The 17,320-nt window shown below is 56.6% G+C and carries 15 protein-coding genes and 2 tRNA genes; 11 read left to right on the top strand and 6 right to left on the bottom strand.

Annotated elements, in window-relative coordinates:
• The first annotated feature begins 112 nt into the window (after nt 1–112).
• The 11 genes from tpiA to pnp all read left to right on the top strand — a co-directional run bounded on the left by tpiA (nt 113) and on the right by pnp (nt 10,496).
• A complete protein-coding gene (gene tpiA, locus ACTG19_RS08200) occupies nt 113–877 on the top strand; it encodes a triose-phosphate isomerase (protein ID WP_113739042.1) in 765 nt (254 codons plus the stop codon).
• Complete coding sequence (secG, locus tag ACTG19_RS08195) at nt 878–1,204, top strand: preprotein translocase subunit SecG (RefSeq protein WP_042060101.1); 327 nt, start codon at nt 878–880, stop codon at nt 1,202–1,204.
• 9 nt (nt 1,205–1,213) lie between these two features.
• A tRNA-Leu gene (locus ACTG19_RS08190) sits at nt 1,214–1,298 on the top strand.
• A gap of 92 nt (nt 1,299–1,390) precedes the next feature.
• Nucleotides 1,391–1,467: transfer RNA gene (locus ACTG19_RS08185), tRNA-Met, on the top strand.
• Nucleotides 1,468–1,633: 166 nt separating this feature from the next.
• Nucleotides 1,634–2,092 (top strand): ribosome maturation factor RimP, encoded by a 459-nt coding sequence (rimP, locus tag ACTG19_RS08180; RefSeq protein ID WP_042060102.1) that lies wholly within the window; start codon nt 1,634–1,636, stop codon nt 2,090–2,092.
• A 14-nt stretch (nt 2,093–2,106) separates the two neighbouring features.
• Nucleotides 2,107–3,609 (top strand): transcription termination factor NusA, encoded by a 1,503-nt coding sequence (gene nusA / locus ACTG19_RS08175; protein WP_005338808.1) that lies wholly within the window; start codon nt 2,107–2,109, stop codon nt 3,607–3,609.
• A 20-nt stretch (nt 3,610–3,629) separates the two neighbouring features.
• The gene (gene infB, locus ACTG19_RS08170; RefSeq protein WP_005338806.1) at nt 3,630–6,323 is read left to right on the top strand and encodes a translation initiation factor IF-2; all 2,694 of its coding nucleotides are present in this window, start codon (nt 3,630–3,632) and stop codon (nt 6,321–6,323) included.
• 55 nt (nt 6,324–6,378) lie between these two features.
• A complete protein-coding gene (gene rbfA / locus ACTG19_RS08165; protein WP_005338799.1) occupies nt 6,379–6,816 on the top strand; it encodes a 30S ribosome-binding factor RbfA in 438 nt (145 codons plus the stop codon).
• 1 nt (nt 6,817) lies between these two features.
• Nucleotides 6,818–7,768, top strand: coding sequence for a tRNA pseudouridine(55) synthase TruB (truB, locus tag ACTG19_RS08160; protein WP_005338798.1), 951 nt, complete (start codon nt 6,818–6,820; stop codon nt 7,766–7,768).
• Between the two features lie 143 nt (nt 7,769–7,911).
• Nucleotides 7,912–8,181, top strand: coding sequence for a 30S ribosomal protein S15 (gene rpsO / locus ACTG19_RS08155; RefSeq protein ID WP_005338797.1), 270 nt, complete (start codon nt 7,912–7,914; stop codon nt 8,179–8,181).
• A gap of 167 nt (nt 8,182–8,348) precedes the next feature.
• Complete coding sequence (pnp, locus tag ACTG19_RS08150; RefSeq protein WP_201937376.1) at nt 8,349–10,496, top strand: polyribonucleotide nucleotidyltransferase; 2,148 nt, start codon at nt 8,349–8,351, stop codon at nt 10,494–10,496.
• A gap of 98 nt (nt 10,497–10,594) precedes the next feature.
• Here the strand turns inward: pnp and ACTG19_RS08145 are convergent, their stop codons facing one another.
• The 6 genes from ACTG19_RS08145 to ACTG19_RS08120 are packed head-to-tail and all read right to left on the bottom strand — an operon-like array spanning nt 10,595 to nt 17,311.
• Entirely contained in the window at nt 10,595–11,653 is a 1,059-nt protein-coding gene (locus ACTG19_RS08145; protein ID WP_005338795.1) for a protein-glutamate methylesterase/protein-glutamine glutaminase, read from the bottom strand.
• Entirely contained in the window at nt 11,650–12,141 is a 492-nt protein-coding gene (gene cheD, locus ACTG19_RS08140) for a chemoreceptor glutamine deamidase CheD (RefSeq protein WP_058059429.1), read from the bottom strand. Before cheD ends, ACTG19_RS08145 begins: the two co-directional genes overlap by 4 nt.
• 3 nt (nt 12,142–12,144) lie before the next feature.
• Nucleotides 12,145–12,948, bottom strand: a complete 804-nt coding sequence (locus ACTG19_RS08135; protein ID WP_064338649.1) for a CheR family methyltransferase — start codon at nt 12,946–12,948, stop codon at nt 12,145–12,147.
• A gap of 57 nt (nt 12,949–13,005) precedes the next feature.
• On the bottom strand, nt 13,006–14,760 hold the full coding sequence (locus ACTG19_RS08130; RefSeq protein WP_005338789.1) for a methyl-accepting chemotaxis protein: 1,755 nt from the start codon (nt 14,758–14,760) through the stop codon (nt 13,006–13,008).
• 43 nt (nt 14,761–14,803) lie between these two features.
• Nucleotides 14,804–15,373, bottom strand: coding sequence for a chemotaxis protein CheW (locus ACTG19_RS08125; RefSeq protein WP_429102605.1), 570 nt, complete (start codon nt 15,371–15,373; stop codon nt 14,804–14,806).
• A 12-nt stretch (nt 15,374–15,385) separates the two neighbouring features.
• Entirely contained in the window at nt 15,386–17,311 is a 1,926-nt protein-coding gene (locus ACTG19_RS08120; protein ID WP_005338785.1) for a HAMP domain-containing methyl-accepting chemotaxis protein, read from the bottom strand.
• Nucleotides 17,312–17,320: the final 9 nt, after the last annotated feature.

The raw sequence follows: 17,320 nt of genomic DNA, 5'->3' as shown, positions 1-17,320 counted from the left end.
TTTAGCCGCCCTGGTTGTATCTTGTTCAAACGATTCAAAAATTTAAAAATAGCACTTGTCAGCTGAGCATCCTCTGGATATTATCAGCCCCGCTTTCGCAAGGGAGTTGCCGATGGGACATCGCAAGCCGTTTGTAGCAGCCAACTGGAAGTTGCACGGTAGTAGGTCGCAGTTAGAGCAGTTTACAAGTCAGTGCCTAAACGGCGTTGACGGAAAAGTAGATGTGGTTCTCTGTCCCTCCCATGTGCATCTCGACTTTAGCGCTTCACTGCTTAATGAGCAGAATGTAATAAAGTTGGGGGCTCAGAATGTGAGTCAGCACGAGGCTGGCGCTTACACCGGAGAAATCTCGTGTCAGATGCTGGTTGAGGCAGGGTGTCGTTACGTATTGGTAGGGCACTCCGAGCGCAGGCGTCTCTTTGGTGAGACCAGTTTTATAGTCGCAGAGAAGTTTGCGGCAGCCAGAGCGGCAGGCTTGATTCCCATCCTCTGTTTAGGTGAATCAGGCGCGGCGAGGCAGGCGAGAAGAGCCTTCGAGGTGATCGCTGAAGAGCTGGATATCGTCATAGAGAAAAATGGCGCGATGGCTTTCGATAATGCTATCATCGCCTACGAGCCGATTTGGGCTGTAGGTACAGGTAAATGCGCCACACCCGAGCAGGCACAAGAGGTTCATTCCTTTATACGTGGTCGCTTGGCGGAGGATACTCCGGTAATAGGTGAGAAAGTTAGAATCATCTATGGTGGGAGCGTAACGCCAAGCAACGCGAGAGATTTGTTTGCACAGCCCGACATTGATGGCGGACTGATTGGCGGAGCAAGCCTCGATAGCGATGCGTTTTTAGGAATTGTTGAAGCGGCAAAGGGTGCAAGTTAAATGTACGAGATTCTTTTAGTCGTTTATCTGCTGGTTTCACTGGCCCTGATTGGTCTTGTGATGATTCAGCAAGGTAAAGGGGCTGATATGGGCGCCTCCTTCGGCGCAGGGGCATCGAACACAGTATTCGGCTCCGGTGGTTCAGGCAGTTTCCTGACCCGAACAACAGCAATTTTGGCTACTCTGTTTTTCGTTATCAGCCTGGTGCTCGGATCTATGTCCAGCAACAAGGTAAAACAGGGTAGTGAGTGGGAGAATCTGCAACAAACCCAACAGGTTGAGCAGACTAAAGCGCCAGTAAACAAAGATACTGACGTTCCCCAGTAAGTGAGTTTTGCCGTGGTGGTGGAATTGGTAGACACGCTATCTTGAGGGGGTAGTGCTCTAGGGTGTGCGGGTTCGAGTCCCGCCCACGGCACCAATTAAGTAGTGAGCTCGGGTAGCCGAGTGTATTATAGCCAGTCACTCTTGTATGAATAGATTGAACTGGCTATAATCTCGCACGATTTCGGACGCGGGGTGGAGCAGCATGGTAGCTCGTCGGGCTCATAACCCGAAGGTCGTCGGTTCAAATCCGGCCCCCGCAACCAAATTTCACGCATTTCCTACGCTCAGGAAGGCGGTCGCTGCGAGGCGACAATCAGGGTAAAGCGCCAAGCCCCGATTTGACATCGGGGCTTTTTGTTATGTGCAATTTACTCTGTATCGATCTCTATCTGGGCTTTATGCCCTTTTTTTGTTTTTCGGAGGGTGACTTTGGCTACGTTGGAACAACGTTTGACCGATCTGCTCGAGGCTCCGGTCGTTGCCTTGGGTTTTGAACTTTGGGGTATTGAGTTTATCCGTGCGGGTAAACACTCCACCTTGCGTGTCTATATCGACGGCGAGCAGGGTGTGACTGTCGAGAACTGTGCTGAGGTCAGCCATCAGGTTGGCGCCATCATGGACGTCGAAGATCCCATCACCGAGGAGTACTACCTCGAGGTGTCCTCCCCCGGCATGGATCGTCCGCTGTTCAAGGTTGCCCATTTCGAAAAATACGTTGGCCAAGAGGCGGCGGTAACGCTTCGGATGGCAACAAATAACCGCCGCAAGTTCAAAGGCGTAATCAAAGCTGTGCAAGGCGACATGATCACCCTGACAGTAGATGGTAAGGACGACGTGTTGGCTTTCACCAATATCCAAAAAGCGAACATAGTGCCGAACTTTGGTTAACGAGGCTATCGGATATGAATAAAGAGATTTTGCTGGTCGTTGACGCAGTATCCAACGAGAAGGCGGTACCCCGCGAGAAGATTTTCCAGGCTCTGGAAACCGCGCTGGCGACTGCGACCAAGAAGAAATATGAAGGCGAGATTGAAGTTCGGGTCGAGATCGATCGCAAGACCGGTGACTACGACACTTATCGCCGCTGGGTCGTTATTGCGGATCAAGCCGCGATGGAGAACCCTTACGCTGAAATCACCCTGGAAGCGGCGCAGATTGATCAGCCGGAGATCCAGATCGGTGAGTATGTTGAAGACCAGATCGACTCGGTGACCTTCGACCGTATCACTACCCAGACCGCCAAGCAGGTTATCGTGCAGAAAGTGCGCGAAGCTGAGCGTTCACAAGTAGTTGATCAGTTTAAAGATAAAGAAGGCACCATCATCAGTGGTGTGGTCAAGAAGAGCAACCGCGACAACGTGATCCTGGATCTGGGCAGCAATGCTGAAGCCGTGATCTTCCGTGATGACATGCTGCCGCGTGAAACCTTCCGCCCGGGCGACCGTGTCCGTGGCCTGCTCTACGCAGTTCGTCCGGAAGCCCGTGGTTCCCAGCTGTTTGTCAGCCGTTCCAGCCCGGACTTCCTGAAAGAGCTGTTCCGTATCGAAGTACCGGAAATCGGTGAAGAGATGATCGAAATCATGGGCGCCGCCCGTGATCCGGGTTCCCGCGCCAAGATCGCGGTGAAGACCAACGATCGTCGTATCGACCCGATCGGTGCCTGTATCGGTATGCGTGGTGCCCGTGTGCAAGCTGTCTCCGCCGAGCTGAGCGGTGAGCGCGCCGACATCGTGCTGTACGATGACAACCCGGCCCAGTACGTGATCAATGCCATGGCACCTGCCGATGTGGCCTCCATCATCGTTGATGAAGACAACCACACCATGGATATCGCCGTGGAAGCTGCCAACCTGGCTCAGGCCATCGGTCGCAATGGTCAGAACGTGCGTCTGGCCTCCCAGCTGACCGGTTGGGAGCTGAACGTGATGACCGTTGAGGACATGCGTGCCAAGCACCAGGCCGAAAACGACCGCATCATGAACCTGTTCACCAGCACCCTGGACATCGACGACGATTTCGCCGGTCTGCTGATGGAAGAGGGCTTCTCTACCCTGGAAGAGATCGCCTTTGTACCGGTCAACGAGCTGCTGGCTATCGACGGTCTGGATGAAGACATGGTCGAAGAGCTGCGCAAGCGCGCCAAAGATGCCCTGACTACCAAGGCACTGGCCAAAGAAGAGTCTTTCGATGGCGTTGAGCCGTCCGAAGAGCTGCTCAATCTGAACGGTCTGAGCCGCGAACTGGCTTACGCTCTGGCGGGCCGTGGCGTGGGCACCCTGGAAGATTTGGCTGAGCAAGGTATCGATGACCTTGCTGATATTGAAGGGCTGACTGCCGAGAAGGCAGGTGAGCTCATTATGGCTGCTCGCAATATCTGTTGGTTCGGAGAAGAGCAGTCCGAGTAAGATCAAACGGAGGAAAATGAATGGCAGAAGTATCAGTCAAACAACTTGCCACTGACATCGACACACCGGTTGATCGTCTTCTCCAGCAGTTTGTCGATGCCGGTATCAGCAAGAGCAAGGCCGACGACATGGTCAGCGAGTCTGAGAAACAGGCTCTGCTGGCACACCTGAAGAAACAGCATGGAGGTGACGAGGTCGCCGCTCCTGCCCGCATGACCTTGCAGCGCAAGACCAAGAGCACCATCAGTGTTCAGGGTACTGGCGGCAAGAACAAGGAAGTGCAGGTAGAAGTGCGCAAGTCTCGCACCTATGTAAGACGCTCGGCGCTGGAAGATGAACAGCGTCAGGCGGAAGCCGAGGAAACAGCGCGTTTGGAAGCAGAAGAAAAAGCTCGTCGCGAGGCCGAAGAGAAGGCTCGCCTCGAAGCTGAAGAGAAGGCTCGCCGTGAGGCTGAGCAAGCTCGTCGTGAAGCTGAGGAAAAGGCGCGGATCGAGGCACAATCAAAGGCTCGACAGGCTTCACAGCCCGCCAAAGCAGCCAGTAGCACAGCTCAGCAAGAGGCAGAAAAGATGGCCAAGCGCGAAGCAGAAGAACTGAAGCGCCAACAGGAACAAACAGCTTTGAAAAAGGCTGAAGAACTCGCCGCGAAGAAAGCCGAAGAGGCTCGTCTCATGGCGGAACAGAATGCAGCCCGCTGGGCTGAAGAAGAGGCCGCTCGCGCCAAAGAGAGCAGCGACTACCATCTGACCACCAACAAGCATGCGCAAGCCGCAGAAGACGAGTTGGATCGGAAAGAAGAGACCAGCCGCCGCACTGCCGCAGCTGCCAAGGCACCGAAGAAAGCCGGTCGTCGTGAAGATGATCGCGACTCTCGCAACCCGCGTGCCCGTAAAGGCAAGCGCGGCAAGGTCGCCATGCCGAACGCCATGAAGCACGGCTTCAACAAGCCGGCTGCCGTGGTGAACCGCGACGTCGTCATCGGCGAGACCATCACTGTGGCCGAGCTGGCCAACAAGATGGCCGTCAAGGGCGTTGAAGTCATCAAGGTGATGATGAAGATGGGTGCCATGGCCACCATCAACCAGGTGATCGACCAGGAGACCGCTCAGCTGGTCGCCGAGGAGATGGGTCACAAGGTTGTGCTGCGTCGTGAGAACGAGCTGGAAGAGGCTGTACTGTCCGATCGTGACGAGACCTCCGAAGCCAAGCCGCGCGCACCGGTCGTTACCATCATGGGTCACGTTGACCACGGTAAGACCTCGCTGCTCGACTACATTCGTAAAGCCAAGGTTGCTGCTGGCGAAGCCGGTGGTATTACCCAGCATATCGGTGCTTACCACGTCCAGACCGACAGTGGCATGATCACCTTCCTGGATACCCCGGGTCACGCGGCGTTTACCTCCATGCGTGCTCGTGGTGCCAAGGCGACCGATATCGTTGTTCTGGTTGTTGCAGCTGACGACGGCGTGATGCCGCAAACCATCGAAGCTATCCAGCACGCCAAGGCTGCCGGTGTGCCGCTGGTTGTTGCGGTCAACAAGATCGATAAGCCTGAAGCGGATCCGGATCGCGTCAAGACCGAACTGGCCCGTTACAACGTCATGTCCGAAGATTGGGGTGGAGACTGCCAGTTCGTGCACGTATCCGCCAAGTCTGGCGAAGGCATCGACGACCTGCTGGAAGCCATCCTGATCCAGGCTGAAGTACTGGAGCTGAAAGCGGTGGTTGACGGCATGGCCAACGGCGTGGTGATCGAATCCTTCCTGGATAAAGGTCGTGGTCCGGTTGCTACCGTACTGGTACAAGAAGGTACTCTGCGTCAGGGCGACATCGTTCTGTGTGGTCTCGAGTACGGCCGTGTTCGCGCCATGCGTGACGAACTGGGTCGCGAGATCAAGGAAGCGGGTCCGTCCCTGCCGGTGGAAATTCTGGGTCTGTCCGGCGTTCCCTCTGCCGGTGACGAAGCCACCGTTGTCCGTGACGAGAAGAAAGCCCGTGAAGTGGCGCTCTATCGTCAGGGCAAGTTCCGCGAAGTCAAGCTGGCTCGCCAGCAGAAGGCCAAGCTGGAAAACATGTTCGCCAACATGACCGAGGGCGAAGTGTCCGAAGTGAACGTGGTGATCAAGGCCGACGTACAAGGTTCTGTGGAAGCGATCTGCGATGCGCTGGTTAAACTCTCCACCGACGAAGTGAAGGTGAAGATCGTGGGTTCCGGCGTAGGTGGTATCACCGAAACCGACGCGACCCTGGCTGCTGCTTCCAGCGCCATCCTGGTTGGTTTCAACGTCCGTGCCGACGCATCTGCGCGCAAGGTCATCGAATCCGAGAGCCTGGATCTGCGTTACTACTCCGTCATCTATGACCTGATCGACGAAGTGAAGCAGGCCATGAGCGGCAAGCTGGCCCCTGAGTATCGTCAGGAGATCATCGGTCTGGCTGAAGTGCGTAGCGTCTTCAAGTCTCCGAAGTTCGGCGCCGTTGCCGGCTGTATGGTTACCGAAGGTGTGGTCAAGCGTTCCAACCGTATCCGCGTTCTGCGTGACAACGTGGTTATCTATGAAGGCGAGCTGGAATCCCTGCGCCGCTTCAAGGATGACGTCAACGAAGTTCGCAACGGCTACGAGTGTGGTATTGCGGTCAAGAACTACAACGACGTACGCGAAGGCGACCAGATCGAAGTTTACGAGACTGTTGAAATCCAACGGACTCTGTAAGCCGAGAGTTAGACAAAATAGGGGGCCGCGGCCCCCTTTTATCGCAGGATAGAATATGGCCAGAGAATTCAGCCGGACCCGTCGGGTCGGACAGCAGATCCAGCGTGAAATTGCGCTGATCCTGCAGCGCGAGGTGAAAGACCCGCGCATCGGCATGGTGACCGTTTCCGATGTGGAAGTGTCCCGTGACCTCAACTATGCCAAGATTTACGTCACCTTCTTGCAGCTGGAAAATGATGCCGAGCGCATCAAGGAAGGCTTGCAGGGTCTGACCGAAGCAGCCGGATATATCCGTAGTCTGCTGGGCAGTGCCATGCGTCTGCGCGTGGTGCCCGAGCTGCGTTTCTACTACGACCAGACCCTGGTCGAGGGGATGCGTCTCTCCAACCTGGTGACCAACACTGTGCGTGAAGACAAGCGTCGCATGGCCGAATCCGGCCGTGACGAAGAAGCTGAATCCGCACCGGATGACACGACTGAGGATAAAGCCTGAGATGACCCGAAGACGTCGTTTCAAGGGCCGTGATGTGCACGGCATTCTGCTGCTGGACAAGCCGACCGGCCTGACCTCCAACGATGTGTTGCAGAAGGTCAAGCGCATCTACAACGCCGCCAAGGCCGGTCACACCGGCGCACTGGATCCGCTGGCGACCGGCATGCTGCCGATCTGCCTCGGCGAGGCCACCAAGTTCTCCCAGTATTTGCTGGAAGCGGACAAGCGCTATGAGGTGACCGCCAAACTGGGCGAGCGCACCAACACCAGCGACTCCGACGGTGAGGTGGTCTCCACCCGTCCGGTGAACGTGGCTGTCGGTACCCTGATCGAGGCGCTGGACCAGTTCCGTGGCCCCATCATGCAGGTGCCCTCCATGTACTCCGCGCTCAAGCACAACGGCCGTCCGCTCTACGAATATGCCCGCGAAGGCATCGAGATTGAGCGTGAAGCCCGTCCCATCACCGTATTCGAGCTCAAACTGCTGAGCTTCGAAGGTGATGAAGTGCGCCTTGAAGTGCACTGCAGCAAAGGCACCTACATCCGCTCTCTGGTGGATGATCTGGGTGAAGTGCTGGGCTGTGGTGCCCACGTGACTCAGTTGCGTCGTACCCAGGTGGCCAGCTATCCGTACGAGCGGATGCTGACTCTGGAGCAACTCGAGTGCATCTTCGAGCAGGCCAAGGCCGAGAGCATCCCGCCGCGCGAGCAGCTGGATCCGCTGTTGTTGCCGATGGATACCGCCGTGGCAAGCTTGCCCGAGGTGAACATGCTGGCTGTTGTGGCTGCCTATGTGAATCAGGGCCAGGCCGTGCAGGTAGCGGGTGCGCCGCAAAGCGGTCAGGTTCGCATGACGGTCGGCCCGGAGCGCGAGTTCATCGGGGTTGGCGAGATTGATGATGATGGCCGCGTCGCCCCCAAGCGACTGGTGCGTTATCACGACGAGGAGTGATCCTCAGGCGTATCTGCGCGTCTTTCCCGTTTCGCCTCTTTATCGTTGCGAAAAGGGGCGGGGACGATTATGATACGGCCCTCATTTCACGGCTGAATTAGAGATTGGCTGTGAACCTTTAAACACTCTACTGGAGTATTACCATGTCTCTAAATGCTGAGATCAAAGCTCAAATCGTTGCTGACAACGCTCGTTGCGCCAACGACACCGGTTCCCCCGAAGTGCAAGTTGCCCTGCTGACTGCCCAGATCAACCATCTGCAAGGTCACTTCAAAGAGCACTCCAAGGACCACCACGGTCGTCGCGGTCTGCTGCGCATGGTTTCCCAGCGTCGTAAGCTGCTGGACTACCTGAAGCGTAAAGATTCCGAGCGTTATGCTGCTCTGATCGCCAAGCTGGGTCTGCGTCGTTAATCGACCATCAGATTTCGCGAAAAAGGGGAACCGTCAGGTTCCCCTTTTTTATTGCTCTTCAAGCCGTTGCCTGCCTCACAGAATTCGCGTCGCCGCTTACCTTTTGCATCGAATCAAGTATACTTGTGCGCGAATTTAAAGAGCCAAATTGTAAAAAGGAAATTCACGTGAATCCTATTGTAAAGTCATTCCAGTACGGTCAACACACCGTCACTCTGGAAACCGGTGTGATGGCCCGTCAAGCCACTGCGGCCGTTATGGTCAGCATGGACGATACCTGCGTATTTGTGACCGTAGTCGGCAAGAAAGAGGCCGATCACGGCCGTGATTTCTTCCCGCTGACCGTCAACTACCAGGAGCGTACCTATGCTGCTGGTCGTATCCCGGGTGGTTTCTTCCGTCGTGAAGGCCGTCCGAGCGAAGGCGAGACCCTCATCTCCCGTCTGATCGACCGTCCTATTCGTCCGCTGTTCCCGGAAGGCTTCCTCAATGAGGTTCAGGTCGTTGCGACCGTAATGTCCGTGAATCCGGCCGTATCCCCCGACATCGTTGCCATGATCGGTGCCTCTGCTGCACTGGCCATCTCCGGTATCCCGTTTGGCGGCCCGATCGGTGCTGCTCGCGTGGGTTACATGAACGGTCAGTATGTGCTGAACCCGACCACTACCGAACTGCCGCAGAGCGATCTGGATCTGGTGGTTGCCGGTACTGCCAATGCCGTGCTGATGGTTGAGTCCGAAGCGGCCATCCTTTCCGAAGAAGTGATGCTGGGCGCCGTGGTGTACGGTCACGAGCAGATGCAGACCGTGATCAATGCGATCAACGAGTTTGCCGCTGCCGTCGGCACCAAGCCGTGGGACTGGACTCCGCCTGCCGTCAACGAAGCGCTGAAAGCCAAGGTTGCCGAGCTGGCGAGCGCCGAGCTGGGTGAAGCCTACCGCATCACCGAGAAGGCTGTTCGTTACGAAACTATCGCGGCCATCAAGGGTCGTGTGGTTGAGCAAGTTATCGCTTCCGGTGTGGAAGAAGATGCCAAGAAGATCGGCGAAGAGTTCCACAGCCTGGAAAGCCGCATCGTTCGTGGTCGCGTAGTACGTGGTGAGCCGCGTATCGATGGTCGCGATCCGGAAATGATCCGCGCCCTGAGCGTAGGTACCGGTATTCTGCCCCGTGCCCACGGTTCTGCCCTGTTCACCCGTGGTGAAACTCAGGCCATCGTGGTCGCCACTCTGGGTACCGAGCGTGACGCCCAGAACATCGACGAGCTGACCGGCAACCGTGCCGATCGCTTCATGCTGCACTACAACTTCCCGCCATACTGTGTCGGTGAGACCGGCATGATGGGTAGCCCGAAGCGTCGTGAAATCGGTCACGGCCGTCTGGCCAAGCGCGGCGTTGCTGCCGTGATGCCGAGCGCCGCCGAGTTCCCGTACGTGGTGCGCGTGGTCTCTGAAATCACCGAATCCAACGGCTCCTCCTCCATGGCGTCTGTCTGTGGTTCCTCTCTGGCGCTGATGGATGCCGGTGTGCCGATCAAGGCCTCCGTTGCCGGTATCGCCATGGGTCTGGTGAAGGAAGAAGAAGGTTTCGTCGTGCTGTCCGACATTCTGGGTGACGAAGATCACCTGGGCGACATGGACTTCAAAGTAGCCGGTACCACCGAAGGTGTGACCGCGCTGCAGATGGACATCAAGATCGAAGGCATCACCAAAGAGATCATGGAGATTGCGCTGAAGCAAGCTCGTGGCGCTCGTCTGCACATCCTGAAAGTGATGGACGAAGCTATCCAGGCTCCCCGTGCCCAGATTTCCGATTTCGCACCGCGTATCCACACCATCAAGATCAATCCCGAGAAGATCAAGGACGTGATCGGTAAGGGTGGTTCCGTGATCCGTGCGCTGACCGAAGAGACCGGCACCAACATCGAGCTGGATGATGACGGTACTGTACGTATCTCCGCCGTGGCCAACGAAGCCGCCATGGAAGCGATCCGTCGCATCGAGGCCATCACCGCCGAGATCGAAGTGAACCGCATCTATGAAGGTAAAGTTGTTCGTCTGGCCGATTTCGGTGCATTCGTCAACATTCTGCCGGGCAAAGATGGTCTGGTACACATCTCCCAGATCACCGACGCTCGCGTGCAGAACGTGGCTGACCACCTGACCATCGGTGACGTAGTCAAGGTGAAGGTACTGGAAGTGGACCGTCAGGGCCGCGTACGTCTCTCCATCAAGGAAGCGAACGCCCCGACCGAAGCAGCTGCACCTGCTGCTGACGCCGCTCCGGTCGCAGAAGAAGCGCCTGCTGCAGAGTAATCTGCTCGCCTGATACCGGATAGGTTCCGGTTGATGTAAAAAATCCGGCTCCCCAATGGGAGCCGGATTTTTTTATGGTCAAAACGCGCAATAAGGGATTACTTGCCGAGGATGGCGTACTGCATCTCTTGCAAGGGAAGTACATGGCGGGCTGCTCCCAGCTTGATCGCCTCCTTGGGCATGCCGAAGACCACGCAGGAGGCCTCATCCTGGGCATAGGTGTTGGCACCCGCATCCAGCATCTCGCGCAATCCCCGGGCTCCGTCATCCCCCATGCCGGTCATGATGATGCCGGTGGCATTCTTGCCGGCATATTTGGCGACGGAGCGAAACAGCACATCTACCGAGGGGCGATGGCGATTGATAAGCGGCCCGTCGACTACCTCGACGTGATAGTAGGCACCGCTGCGTTTGAGCAGCATATGCTTGCCTCCGGGGGCAATCAGCGCCAGCCCCGGGATTACCCGGTCATTGTTCCTCGCCTCCCGCACTTCTATCTGGCAGACCCCGTTCAACCGCTCGGCAAACATGGCGGTAAATTTCTCCGGCATGTGCTGCACGATGACAATGCCGGGGCTGACCCGGGGCAAGGCAGTCAGCACGGCTTCCAGTGCCTGGGTGCCGCCGGTCGAGGTGCCGATGGCGATGAGCCGCTCGGTGGTTTGTGCCATGGCGTGCTGGTTGGGCGCCAGCATGGCATCCGCGTTGAGTTTAGTGCTGACCGGTACAGAGGAGGGCTTGCCCACGCGCTTGAGGTTGGCCTGGGCCGCAGCACGTACCGCCATAGCCAGGTCGTGGGCAGATTCTTGCAGAAAGCTTTTTATCCCCATGGTCGGCTTGGTGATGATGTCCACCGCGCCGGCAGCCATTGCCTGCAAGGTGGTCTCGGCCCCCTTTTCGGTGAGGGAGGAGCAGATCACCACCGGGGTGGGATGCTCCGCCATGATCTTGGTGAGAAAGGTTATGCCGTCCATACGGGGCATCTCCACATCGAGCACGATGACGTCAGGCCACTCTTTCTTCAGTTTTTCCTGGGCAAACAGGGGGTCCGATGCTGTGGCTATCACCCGGATATCAGGCTCCTGCTCCAGCACCGCTTGCAATACCTGTCTGACCACGGCGGAATCATCCACCAGCATGACCCGGATCTGCTTCATTCTCGCGACTCCCGTTGATGTGGCAGACGATGATGGCGGAGCCAGACACTGCCGTTGCTGAGCTCAAAGAGCAAGCTTCGGTGGCCGCTATGGCCAAGATGATGAGCCTTGATATCAAGGCCAAGGTGTCGGGTCAGCTGCCAGGCTGCCTGAATATTTTTGGTGGCGACATTGTTGTCGCTCTGTGCGTATTGAGGCTCGGTAAACATGTTGCCACCCCCGAACAACTTGGCCTCATATTCATGGATAGGGGCGGGATAGTGACTGGCTGCTTGCAGCAACAAGGCGAGGGCCTCATCGGCATAGCGCCCATCCAGCTTGGCAGAGGGATTGCGCCGACTTGGCAGCATGTAGTGACACATTCCTCCCTGTTTCTGCTCCGGATGCCACAAGGTGATGGCAATACAGGAGCCCAGTACGGTTCTGACCACCACATCCTCCTTGCCAAAGAAGAGCTCTCCCGGTTGCAGGATCACCTCCCGAGTCATGACTTATCTCTTCTGATAGATGGAAGGAGAGACAAGCTGCAGGCCGTGGTGCAGGCCATGCAGGCTCTCGGCGTGGCTCACCAGCAGGTAGCCACCGGGTTTGAGTCTGGGTACCAGCCGCTGCAATACTTGCCCTTTGGTCTCCTTGTTGAAGTAGATCATCACGTTTCTGATGAAGATGACGTCAAACATGCCGATGTCTGGCAGATCCTGATTGAGGTTGATCTGCATGAACTGCACCTTGTCTCGCAACTTGCGATCGATGATGAAGATGCCCTCCTGCAGGCCCACACCCTTGAGGCAATATTTCATCAAAAAGGGCAGTGGAATATTTTGCGCCCGCTCGATGGGGTAACGACCGCTCATCGCCTGTTCCAGCACCCTGGACGAGATATCGGAGGCCAGTATCTCCCAGTTGAAGGTGCTGCGTTTTTCCGCGAGGGTCATGGCCAGACTGTAGGGCTCCTCGCCAGATGAACTGGCGGCACTCCAGACTCGCAGCGATTGCTCTGGCGGGAGGGTTGAGACTATCTCCCGCGTCAGAAACTCGAAGTGTTTGGGCTCCCTGAAAAAGTAGGTTTCGTTGGTGGTAAGGAGATCGAGCGCCAGCTGCAGTTCGCTGCTGCGATCGTTCATGATGAGCTGGAAGTAGTCGTCATAACTATCCAGCTCATAGTGGCAGAGGCGTTTCGCCAAGCGGCTGGCCACCAGCGCCTTCTTGGCTGGAGACAGCTCTATCCCCGCCGTTTGATGAAGCCAGCGTTGGAAACGGGAGAACTCATCATCATGCAGCTGGGTTTGATACAAAAAACAGTCCCTCTACCTGTGTTGTCGGAGACGGGAGAGGCAACGCCTCTCCCGTGACTAGAACCGGACAAAATCGCTATCGCCCGTGGGGCGTTGGACTGTGGCGGCTCGTTCCCGACTGTTGGCATTGCTCTCGTTCATGAAGCGACCTCGGGTATTGGGGTGAAGATGCGAGGTGGCTGCTTTACCTTCTTTGGTGTGGGCCTCCAGGGTAAAGAACTCCATGGCCAGCTGCAGCTGTTCAGCCTGGCTGCTCATCTCTTCTGCTGTGGCAGCCAGCTCTTCGCTGCAAGAAGCGTTCTGCTGGGTAACCTGACTCAGCTGGTTCATGGCCTGATTGATCTGGCTGACACCGGTGGATTGCTCAACCGAAGCGGCACTGATCTCCTGCACCAGATCCGAGGTCTTGTTGATTGAAGGAACCATCTGATCCAGCAAACGACCTGCTTTTTCCGCCATCTCGACACTGCTGGAGGCTAGCTCACCAATCTCCTGTGCTGCCACCTGGCTGCGTTCGGCCAGTTTGCGCACCTCCGCCGCCACTACGGCAAAGCCCTTACCGTGATCGCCAGCCCGCGCAGCTTCGATAGCTGCGTTGAGTGCCAGCAGATTGGTCTGGTAGGCGATGTCATCGATGATGCCAATCCGTCTGGCGATCTGCTTCATGGCATCCACAGTCAGTTTGACCGCTTCTCCTCCCTCTACGGCCTCTTTGGCTGCCTTGCTGGCCATGCCATCGGTGACCTGGGCATTGTCGGTATTCTGGTTGATGCTGGCGCTCATCTGTTCGATGGAGGCGCTGGTCTCCTCCATGCTGGAGGCTTGTTCACTGCTGGATTGGCTGATCGACTGGGCGGTCGCGCTTACCTGCTCGGCGGCACTTGAAAGGTTGTCAGAGGCGCCGCGCACTTCGGTGACGATGTTGGTGAGCGAAGCGATGGTCTTGTTGAGCGCATCCTTGGTGGTGCCAAACACGCCGGGGTAGTCCGCCTCAATCTGTTGGGTCAGATCCCCTTTTGCCAGACATTGCACGACCCGGATGACGTCGTTGAGGGTGCTGTCGATCACTTCGGCAATCTGGTTGATCCCTTCTCCCATCGCCTGAAAGAAGCCGCTCTTGCCAGCAAGTTCCATCCTGCGGTGCAGCTCGCCATTGATCACGGCCTGCACAATGTCGGACATCTCTTTCTCTATCATTACCTCCTTGGTTCTGTCGGCCCATTCGACCACGGATCCCAACCGTTCTCCGGTATCGTTGAAGACCGGATTTGCGATCAGGGAGAAGGTGCGCCCCCCCAGCTGTATCTGGGTGCGGTAGGTGCTGTTGAGTTTGGCCAGCATGGCGCGCTGATGGCCGGGATTTTTATGAAAGCTGTCGATGTTGGCGCCCATCAGCTGATTGGCGTTGAAGCTGTATAGCTCTTTCTTAATGTCGGTCTCAGCCTGATTGAGCATGCCGGTCACAGCCTCGTTCATATAGATAATGTCGAGGTTGGTATCGGCAATCATCACGTTGGTGCTGGCGCAATCGAGGGCTTTGCGAACCAGCTGGTTCTCATGGAGCAACATCTGGTTCTTTTTAATGTCGTTGCGGCTCTGTTCCAGCTTGTCACTGAGCAAGGTGACCACCTCGTTGATGGCATGTCCTACTTCACGCAAGGGGCTATCCATACCGGAAAGATCGAGTGGTGCTGGAACCTGCTCTGCCAGGACTGTGTGTTGCAGCTGGCCGATTGCGTCGAGTAACTGGGTCCGCTGCCTCACTTCGGTGGCATTGTCTCCGAAGAGTTTTCCTAAGAGTGATTGGGTCATGAGCGTTTCCTTGTGCTGCATGTCGTGGAGTATGGAGGCCTGTTCAGGAGGGTTGCAGGTTGCCTTGTGGCAACCTTGCCTGTGGCTGGGCCAGTTCGTTGAGTTGAGCCATCTCATCGAGTGACAACACTTTCCCTGTATCGATGAGGATGACGAATTTGCCGTTGACCTTGCCCATGCCGCTAATGAAATCGGCCCGGATGCGGGCACCAAAACTGGGTGGGGGCTCGATATCTGCTTGTGGGATACCCAGTACTTCCGATACGGAATCCACCACAACGCCAATATCCTGACCTACAGGTTCATCGCCCTGCGGGGCCACCCCCTCAATAATGACGATGCAACTGCGGCGAGTGATGACCGAAGGTGCATTGCCAAAGCGGGCGTTCAAGTCTACGACCGACACTACCGCTCCTCTGAGGTTGATTACGCCGCGAATAAAACCCGGCATCATTGGAACCGGAGTGATATTGCCGTATTCGATGATCTCTTTGACCCCCAGAATATTGATGGCGAACATCTCGTTGTTGATCAGAAATGTCAGGTACTGGGCATCGCCACTGCTCGCGTCAGCGGCCGCTGATGGCACCGTGATGTCGGTGGATGTATGCATGGTCGCCTCCGGTTAAAAGCGGACAAAATCCGCGTCATCAATGGAATGGGATGATGGTTGATTGGGCTGGCTGGTCCGTTGTGGGGGGGCGATGAAACTGCCTCTGGGAGGCATGCCCTTGTGGCTGGTTTCATGGGGCCTGGTGTTGAGCTGCGCACTTTTTTCCAGAGCAAAAAAGGCCATGGTTTGCTGCAGTTCGCTGGCTTGCGAGCTCATCTCCTCGGCCGTGGCCGCCAGCTCCTCGCTGCTGGCCGCATTCTGCTGTGTCACCTGATTAAGCTGGTTCATGGCCAGACTGATCTGGTTGGCTGCACTGGCCTGTTCGCCTGAGGCGGCATTGATCTCTTGTACCAGGTCAGAGGTCTTGCGAATGGAGGGGACGATCCTCTCCAGCAGGTTGCCAGCCCGCTCTGCCTTGCTGACGCTGTCGGAGGAGAGCTCGCCAATCTCCTGCGCTGCGATCTGGCTGCGCTCTGCCAGTTTTCTCACTTCGGCAGCAACCACCGCGAAGCCTTTGCCATGCTCTCCGGCGCGAGCCGCCTCGATGGCAGCGTTGAGGGCAAGCAGGTTGGTTTGGTAGGCAATGTCGTCGATGATGCTGACTTTCTTGGCGATTTGCTGCATGGCGGTCACCGTCTGTTGAACGGATTGGCCCCCTTCGGTGGCCTCCAGCACCGAGTTGCTGGCCATGCTGTCGGTGATCTTGGCGTTCTCGGTGTTTTGATTGATGCTGGCGCTCATCTGCTCGATAGAGGCGCTGGTCTCTTCAACGCTGGCTGCTTGCTCGCTGGTGGCCTGGCTCAATGCCTGCGCCGTATTGCTCACCTGATTGGAGGCATTGGTCAGGTTGTCGGCGGCGTTGCGTACCTCTTCGATGATATTGGTCAGCGCAGTGATGGTCCGGTTTAGGCCGTCTTTGGTCTGGCCAAAAATTCCTGGATAGGGCTCATCGATCCGTTGGGTCAGGTCACCCTTGGAGAGCGCGGTGGCAATGCGCATCACATCTTCCAGGCTGGTATCTGTCACATGGGAGAGGCGATTCAGCAGCTCGGATACCCGCTTGATATATCCTTGACGATCCTCCAGCGCAATCTTGTGGCTGAAGTCGCCCTGTTCGACAGCGGCGGTGACCAGCGTTTCGATATCCGTGATCAAGGCCCCCAGTTTCTTGACCATGTTATCCATCGCCATCAAGAGCTGACCCGCTTCATCGTTGGAGTCTATCTGGATCGATACATCCAGATTGCCATCGGCCAGACTATTGGCCACGCGCAGAGCCTGTTCGATGGGGGTGATGATGCTTTTGATCAGCAGGGTGCCAAACCAGGCTGCGAGTGCAATGCCGACCGCGATAACCACCGCCATGGTTATCAGCATCACGTCATACCAGGATTGCGCTGCGGTATATTCCGACTTGGCCACATTGAGCTGCAGGTTGACCAGCTCGGTGATTTTGTTGCCTATCGGGTCGATGGAGCCATAGAGGGCACCGTCAAAAGTGTTCAGCATGCCAGTAATCATGCCGTGCTGGGTGGCGAGGTATTTCTCCAGCTTGCCAATATCGGTATCGGCCGCGTTGAACAGGGTTGTCGCCTCGGCTGACAAACGCTGTTCATCTGGTGTGAGAGTGGTGGACTGGTAGTGATGCCACTCGTTTTTGATTGTCTGCTGGGCCTGTTGTATCTGCTTCAAAGCCTCTTCTGCCGGGATCAGCCCCGCATTGGCCTTGTTGAGGTTGTCGATGATCGAGACGGCATAGCTGTCGGAGATAGTCTTCAGCTGCTTGAGGGGAACCACCCTGTCGTTGTAAACGCGCTGCAACCCGGTATTGCTGCTCTGCATGTTGTATAACCCGAGGCTGCCAACGGCCAGCAGCAGCAGGCAGAGCATGCAGAGCAGTACGATAAGACGCAATTTGATGGTGGAATTTTTTAACATGATGGTCCC

Source organism: Aeromonas sp. 3P (genome assembly GCF_051919745.1).
In the GTDB taxonomy this organism is placed as follows: domain Bacteria; phylum Pseudomonadota; class Gammaproteobacteria; order Enterobacterales; family Aeromonadaceae; genus Aeromonas; species Aeromonas veronii.
The sequence above is the reverse complement of the archived record's forward strand: the minus strand, read 5'-3'. Positions and strand labels throughout refer to the sequence as shown.

What these genes read in the sequence shown, in the direction of transcription:
- cheD (WP_058059429.1), bottom strand. Translation starts at nt 12,141, where the DNA reads ATGACTCGGGAGGTGATCCTGCAACCGGGAGAGCTCTTCTTTGGCAAG.
- rbfA (WP_005338799.1), top strand. Translation starts at nt 6,379, where the DNA reads ATGGCCAGAGAATTCAGCCGGACCCGTCGGGTCGGACAGCAGATCCAG.
- ACTG19_RS08125 (WP_429102605.1), bottom strand. Translation starts at nt 15,373, where the DNA reads ATGCATACATCCACCGACATCACGGTGCCATCAGCGGCCGCTGACGCG.
- nusA (WP_005338808.1), top strand. Translation starts at nt 2,107, where the DNA reads ATGAATAAAGAGATTTTGCTGGTCGTTGACGCAGTATCCAACGAGAAG.
- ACTG19_RS08145 (WP_005338795.1), bottom strand. Translation starts at nt 11,653, where the DNA reads ATGAAGCAGATCCGGGTCATGCTGGTGGATGATTCCGCCGTGGTCAGA.
- tpiA (WP_113739042.1), top strand. Translation starts at nt 113, where the DNA reads ATGGGACATCGCAAGCCGTTTGTAGCAGCCAACTGGAAGTTGCACGGT.
- rpsO (WP_005338797.1), top strand. Translation starts at nt 7,912, where the DNA reads ATGTCTCTAAATGCTGAGATCAAAGCTCAAATCGTTGCTGACAACGCT.
- truB (WP_005338798.1), top strand. Translation starts at nt 6,818, where the DNA reads ATGACCCGAAGACGTCGTTTCAAGGGCCGTGATGTGCACGGCATTCTG.
- secG (WP_042060101.1), top strand. Translation starts at nt 878, where the DNA reads ATGTACGAGATTCTTTTAGTCGTTTATCTGCTGGTTTCACTGGCCCTG.
- ACTG19_RS08120 (WP_005338785.1), bottom strand. Translation starts at nt 17,311, where the DNA reads ATGTTAAAAAATTCCACCATCAAATTGCGTCTTATCGTACTGCTCTGC.
- infB (WP_005338806.1), top strand. Translation starts at nt 3,630, where the DNA reads ATGGCAGAAGTATCAGTCAAACAACTTGCCACTGACATCGACACACCG.
- ACTG19_RS08130 (WP_005338789.1), bottom strand. Translation starts at nt 14,760, where the DNA reads ATGACCCAATCACTCTTAGGAAAACTCTTCGGAGACAATGCCACCGAA.